Origin of the sequence: Pseudomonas sp. PS01299 (assembly GCF_029960145.1) — a bacterium.
Taxonomy (GTDB): Bacteria; Pseudomonadota; Gammaproteobacteria; order Pseudomonadales; family Pseudomonadaceae; genus Aquipseudomonas; species Aquipseudomonas putida_A.
In genome coordinates, this window is record NZ_JASCPO010000297.1 from 1 (window position 1) to 6,181 (window position 6,181).

The window sequence follows — 6,181 nt, forward strand, 5'->3', positions numbered from 1 at the left end:
CGCGATAGCGGTGTGTCAGTTGGCAACTAGGTGGCTGACACTCCGCTATCGCGAGCAGGCTCACTCCTACAGGGGAATGGGTTAGTCGTCCGAGATGTAAAAAGCCCCCGCAACTGCGAAGTTGCGGGGGCTTTTTGTTCTGCCGGCGCAGATCACTCTGTCGGCTGATCCTTGCTCTGACGCTTCTCGATCAGGTCCACCAGACGCTTGGCCAGCGCCGGGTAGTTCTCGTCGAAGTGGTGGCCGCCGGGCAGTTTCACTGCTTCGCCGACTGCCGTCTTGTCGGTGCAGCCGCTTTCGTCGGTTTCTTCGGCGCCGTAGATGCACACTACTTTGGCCGCTGGCAGCTTGGCCATTTCCGGGCCGGTGGCGGCTTCTTTGCCGGCGTTGCCGAGCCAGCCTTCGACTTCGATTTCGAAGCTGCCGGTGCGGGCGAAAGCCAGCAGGATGATGGCGTCGACGCGTTGCTGCTCGGTGTCCGGCAGGCGGTTGTAGATCGCTGGCAGGACGTCGGCACCGAACGAGTAACCGGTCAGGATGAAGCGTTTGGTGCCCCATTTCTGCCGGTAGTGTTGCATCAGTTCGGTCAGGTCCAGCGCGCTTTGCTCGGGGCTCTTGTGCTGCCAGTAGTAGCGCAGGGTGTCGATGCCGACCACCGGGTAGCCAATCTTGGCCATCTCGCCCGCTACGTCGCGGTCGAGGTCGCGCCAGCCGCCGTCACCGGAGAGGAACAGCGTGACGGTATCTTTGGCCTGACCGGCCGGCACTTCCACCACCGGGATTGCCAGACCGCCGTTGGCCTTGTCGCCGCCGACGAGGATCTTGCGCAGCTCGTTGTTCAGCACCTGCGGCAGGTTGATGTCGTAGTCGCTGATGCTGGTTTCGGCGTTCGGTTGATCGCGCACGAAACCGGCGCTGGTGTCGTCCGGGTTGTCGTTCCACGCCACCAGCCAGTGGCCATGAGCCGCGGATTTCGGCAGCAGGTGAGTGCAACCGGGTTTTTCCAGCGCCAGGTCAACCGAGATCGCCTGGGCCTTGTCGTCCTTCTGCTCGGACAGCCAGCGCCAGGCCAGTACCGCGCCAGGGCCGATACCGCTGACCAGCGTGGCCGGGCCATTCAGTTCGCGCAGGCCGGTTTGCAGGGCGCGGCTCTGTTGCAGGCAGTCCTTGGGCAGAATCACTTGAACGATCTGCGCCGAGGCGCTGCGGCTCAGGGTGCTCAGTTGGTTGTCGGTCAGCTTCTGGTCGTCATTGACCGCGACCAGCACCTGCGCTTTGGGCTGAGTGCCGGGTATGACGCGGGTCATGACCGTGCCGTCGGCGGCCGTCAGTGGTTGCAGAGTCGGTTGCGGTGCCGGGCGTTTGAGGTACCAGTAACCGCCGCCGGCAATCACGGCCAGCACGATCAGTGCGGCCAGGATGTACTTCAGGGAGCGTTGAATCATCAGCGTTTCACCAATCCAGTCAAGCCACCCGCGATCAGGGCGGCAGTATCGGCCAGCGCCACCAGCGGATCGAGTCCGGCGGGCACTGCCATATAACGGGGTTCCCAGTCAGGCTGGAACTTGTCTTTGAAGCGGCGCAAGCCTTGGAAGTTGTACAGCTGCTCACCACGGCGGAAGACCATCGAACCCAGACGCTGGGTCAGCGGTGCACCACGCCGGGGTTGCAACCCCGACAACGGCACCATGCCCAGGCTGAAGCGCGCGTATCCGTGACTCTTATAGTGTTGAATCAGGCCGACCATCAGGAACTCCATGGTCAGCTTGGGGGCGTCCGGGTGCGAGCGCATCAGGTCGAGACTGGCCAGGTCATGGCTGAAAGTCTCGAGCAGGTTGGCGAACGCCACCGGGCGACCTTCGAAGCGAATCACCGCAATGCGGAAATGCTTCAGGTAATCGTCGCTGAACCGACCGAGGGAGAAACCTTTCTCGCGCACGTTCTTGCCGGTCAGCCACGCATCGGAAATCACTTTCAACTCGTCCATCGGCGCCTGGCCCGGCTCATGGATTTCCAGCGACAGACCATCGCGGGTACCACGGTTCCAGGTGTAGCGCAGGTCCTTCATTTCTTTGCCCTTGGCTTCCAGGTCAAAGCGCTGCAGATCGACCCGGGCTTCTTCGCCGAGCTTGATCGCGGTCAGGCCGATGTCCATGTAGTACGGCAGGTTTTCCGCACGTACCTGATAGAACACCGGGCGAGCGTGATGGATGTCGCACAGGTCGCGGAACTGCCAGATCATCTCGGCGCGTTGCTGGCCGGGGCCGATCGGGTCGTACAGCGCCACCAGGCTGCGGCCACGGCGGGCGTACATCAGGAAGGCTTCGTCGTTCTGGTGAAACAGCAACGCTTTGTCACCGGTCAGCGCGAGGCCGCCATCGGGTTGCGACGAAGCCATCAGGATTTTCGCGGCGCGATCCAGTTCGTCCGGGGTCGGCAGGTGGATCACCGGGCGCGCGGTGCGCAGCAGCCAGGTCAGCGCGATCACCAGTAACAGCACGGCGGCGCCGAGCAACGAACGCAAGCCGCGCGGGGCGTCTGCGTCGAGGGTGAACTGCCACCACAGTTGATGGCTGTACGGCACGTCCTGATAGGCGAACAGCAGCAACCAGGTCGAGGCGCCCAGGACGCAAAGGCTGGCCACCAGATACAGCGGCGAGAAGGGCAGTTCGGTCAGGCGGCTCGGGCGATAGAACGAACGGCGGAACACTCCCAGCAGCGCAGCGGTGAGTGTCATCAGCGTGGCTTCTTCCCAGTCGAAGCCTTTGAGCAGCGAGAGCAGGGCGCCGACCAGCAACAGAATGGTGGTCAACATCCACGCGGCTGACAGGCGACGGCGCAGGCCCTGCGCCAGCATCAGACACAGCACACCGATCAGGCTGGCGCCGAAGTGCGAGGCGTCGACCAGTCGATGCGGGATCAGAAAACCGATGTGTTCAAGACGCGTGTCGATCTCCGGGGTGGCACCGGAAAACAGCAGCACCACGCCGGACAGAAACACCAGCACCGCCAGAATCGGCGCGGCCAGACCGGATGCGGCGCGCATGGTCTGGGTCTGGAACAGGCGCTGGCCTTCGTTGATCAGCAAGAACAGGCAGGCCACCAGCAGCGGCAGCACGACGTAGATCAGACGGTAGAGCAGCAGGGCGGCGGCGAGTGGCGCGGCCCCGAGGGTGTCGGCAAACGCGGCAAGCAGGATCGCTTCAAAAACCCCGACACCGCCAGGCACATGGCTGAGGACGCCGGCGGCCAGGGCCAGCAGGTACACCAGCAGGAACGCGCCGAACGGCGGGGCTTCCGGCAGCAGCAGATAAAGCACGGTGGCCGCTGCGGCGACGTCGAGGGCGGTGATGATCAGTTGCAGGAAGGTCAGGCGTCGGCCCGGCAGGCGCAGCGTCCGGCGACCGGCCCTGACCAGCAGGTTGTCGCGGTACGGCTGCTCCGGCAGGCGGCGGCGATAGATGCCGATCGCCAGAATCGCGCCCAGACCCAGCACCACCATGGCAATCGTGCCGAGCAGGCCTTCCGACAGGCCCAGTGCGGCGGAGGCGGCGGGCAGGTCGCTCAGGGTCGCGAGAGCCGCCAGCGGTGGCAGGGCGCAACCCAGCGACAGGCTGGCGAACAGGGTCATGTGCGCGACTTCTGAGGCGCCCAGCCCATGGCGTGCATATAAACGGTAGCGCACCGAGCCGCCGGACAGCAGCGACAGGCCGATGGCGTTGCCAATCGCAAATGCGGTGAAGCCGCCCAGCGCCAGAGTGCGCGGCGGCAGTGTCACGCCGGCATAGCGGCTGGCCGACCATTCATAGCCCAGCAATATGATGAAGCCGACCACCGTCGCAGCCACTGCGCCGAGCAGGGCCGGTTTCGGCACCGCCAGAATCGAGTCATGCAGGGCATACAGATCGAGTTCGCTCAGCAGATGGCGGCAGGCAATCAGCGCAATGGCAAACAGCAGCAACGTGACCGCCAGACCGATCGGCTGGCGATATTTGCTCAACCGATCCAGCAAGCGCAGGCGCTCGGGTTTGATCGGATGTTCTGCTGTGACGGTGTCTTGTGAATCAGACGAGTTGGCGCGCATCAATCACCTCTTGGATTGTGCGCGACAGGATGGAGGTATCCAGCCAAGTTACCAATCCCTGTAGAAAAAAATAATCACAAAATACTACGCCTCTCATCCGGGATCGGCGAGGGCGGGTCATGGATTGCAGACGTCTTGCCTGCGACTCAAGCATAGTCGCAACTCGGCGGGTCTGATGATCCTGAGCGTTTCACTGCAGCGTGACAGATCATTGTTGCGAAAGGACTTTTTCCACAGATACAAAAAAGGCCACTCTTTCGAGCAGCCTTTTTTGATGTTTGGTTGCGGGAGCCGGATTTGAACCGACGACCTTCGGGTTATGAGCCCGACGAGCTACCAGACTGCTCCATCCCGCGTCTGTGTGGCGGCATTCTACAGGCGAACGGCGAGGTGTCAACCGCTAATCCCGTAAAGGGTCAAATAAGTGTGAATTTGCGTCAAACGGTCGCAGCGGCGCGGTAAGTTTCGGAAATGCAACGAATTCCTGTTCGCCCGGATGTGCGTGATGCAGAGGCTGGTCTGAAAAACAGACAGACACAAAAAAGGCCACTCTTTCGAGTAGCCTTTTTTGATGTTTGGTTGCGGGAGCCGGATTTGAACCGACGACCTTCGGGTTATGAGCCCGACGAGCTACCAGACTGCTCCATCCCGCGTCTGTGTGTCGGCATTCTACAGAGGATCGCCGGGGTGTCAACCTTGAATCTGGATAAATCTGTTCCTGTTCAATCGGTTAGCGCTTTTTCCAGTGCAGGAGACGGGCGCGCAGGGCAGGTGGGGCAAGGCTTTCAGCTCTATCGTTCGATGATTCTCGATTGAGAAAATAAATTCATGGTTGTTTTCCTACAACCTGAAAAGAACCTTCAGACCACTGGTGCTATATACAGGTGCGAGTGAGATACTGCGTTTCCGGCTCGCCATGTTTCCTTTTCTGTCATGACCCAGCGAAAAATCATCCACGTCGACTGTGACTGTTTCTACGCCGCCATCGAGATGCGCGACGACCCGAACCTGGCCGGCAAACCGCTGGCGGTGGGCGGGTCGGCGGATCGGCGTGGGGTCATTGCCACCTGCAACTATGAAGCGCGGGCGTATGGCGTACGTTCGGCAATGTCGTCCGGGCATGCCTTGAAGCTGTGTCCCGACCTGACCATCGTCAAGCCGCGCATGGAGGCCTATCGCGAAGCCTCGAAGGAAATCCATACGATCTTTCGCGATTACACCGATCTGATCGAGCCACTGTCGCTTGATGAGGCCTACCTCGACGTCTCCGACAGCGCGCATTTTGGCGGCAGTGCCACGCGCATCGCGCAGGATATCCGCCGGCGGGTCTCCAATCAGTTGCACATCACCGTGTCTGCGGGCGTGGCCCCGAACAAGTTTCTGGCCAAAATCGCCAGCGACTGGAAGAAGCCCAACGGGTTGTTCGTGATTACTCCGGACCAGGTCGAGGATTTCGTCAGTGGCTTGCCGGTGAGCAAGTTGCACGGCGTCGGCAAAGTCACTGCCGACAAGCTGGGCAAGCTCGGTATCGTCGATTGCCTGCAACTGCGCGAGTGGGACAAGTTGGCGCTGGTGCGTGAATTCGGCAGTTTCGGTGAGCGACTCTGGAGTCTGGCCCGTGGGATCGATGACCGGTTGGTGCACAACGACAGCCGCCGACAGTCAATCAGCGTGGAAAACACCTACGACGTCGATCTGCCGGATCTGCGCAGTTGCCTCGACAAGCTGCCGGAGTTGCTGGAAACCCTGAAAACCCGCATGGAGCGGATCGACAGCAGTTATCGACCGGGCAAGCCGTTCGTCAAAGTGAAGTTCCATGACTTTACCCAGACCACACTGGAGCAGGCCGGGGCAGGGCGCGATCTGGGCAGTTATCAGTTGATGTTGACCCAGGCGTTCAACCGTGGCGGGAAGCCGGTGCGGTTGTTGGGTGTGGGGGTGAGACTTGAGGATTTGCGCGGTGGGTTTGAGCAGATGGAGTTGTTTGAGCGCTAATTGCTGCGGTGTTGCTGATGCCGCTTTCGCGAGCAAGCCCGCTCCCACATTTGATCGAGTTCCTTCAGTGGAATGCAATCAACTGTGGGAGCGGGCTTGCTC

The 6,181-nt window shown here is 61.4% G+C and carries 3 protein-coding genes and 2 tRNA genes; 1 reads left to right on the forward strand and 4 read right to left on the reverse strand.

What is annotated here, in order from left to right; genetic code table 11:
* Positions 1-152 precede the first annotated feature (152 nt).
* The 4 genes from QMX91_RS28180 to QMX91_RS28195 all read right to left on the reverse strand — a co-directional run bounded on the left by QMX91_RS28180 (position 153) and on the right by QMX91_RS28195 (position 4,737).
* Positions 153-1,445: an AcvB/VirJ family lysyl-phosphatidylglycerol hydrolase gene (locus QMX91_RS28180; protein ID WP_027611097.1), complete on the reverse strand. Its 1,293-nt coding sequence runs from the start codon at positions 1,443-1,445 to the stop codon at positions 153-155.
* Positions 1,445-4,084, reverse strand: a complete 2,640-nt coding sequence (gene mprF / locus QMX91_RS28185; RefSeq protein WP_007964392.1) for a bifunctional lysylphosphatidylglycerol flippase/synthetase MprF — start codon at positions 4,082-4,084, stop codon at positions 1,445-1,447. The genes QMX91_RS28180 and mprF overlap by 1 nt, the downstream gene beginning before the upstream one ends.
* A gap of 279 nt (positions 4,085-4,363) precedes the next feature.
* Positions 4,364-4,440: transfer RNA gene (locus tag QMX91_RS28190), tRNA-Met, on the reverse strand.
* 220 nt (positions 4,441-4,660) lie between these two features.
* Positions 4,661-4,737 (reverse strand) — tRNA-Met (locus tag QMX91_RS28195).
* Between the two features lie 280 nt (positions 4,738-5,017).
* Between QMX91_RS28195 and dinB the strand changes: the two genes are divergently transcribed.
* The gene (dinB, locus tag QMX91_RS28200; protein ID WP_098967529.1) at positions 5,018-6,079 is read left to right on the forward strand and encodes a DNA polymerase IV; all 1,062 of its coding nucleotides are present in this window, start codon (positions 5,018-5,020) and stop codon (positions 6,077-6,079) included.
* Positions 6,080-6,181 lie beyond the last annotated feature (102 nt).

Bases quoted from the DNA above. Each gene is read 5' to 3' on its own strand.
- QMX91_RS28180 (WP_027611097.1), bottom strand. From the start codon at position 1,445: ATGATTCAACGCTCCCTGAAGTACATCCTGGCCGCACTGATCGTGCTG.
- mprF (WP_007964392.1), bottom strand. From the start codon at position 4,084: ATGCGCGCCAACTCGTCTGATTCACAAGACACCGTCACAGCAGAACAT.
- dinB (WP_098967529.1), top strand. From the start codon at position 5,018: ATGACCCAGCGAAAAATCATCCACGTCGACTGTGACTGTTTCTACGCC.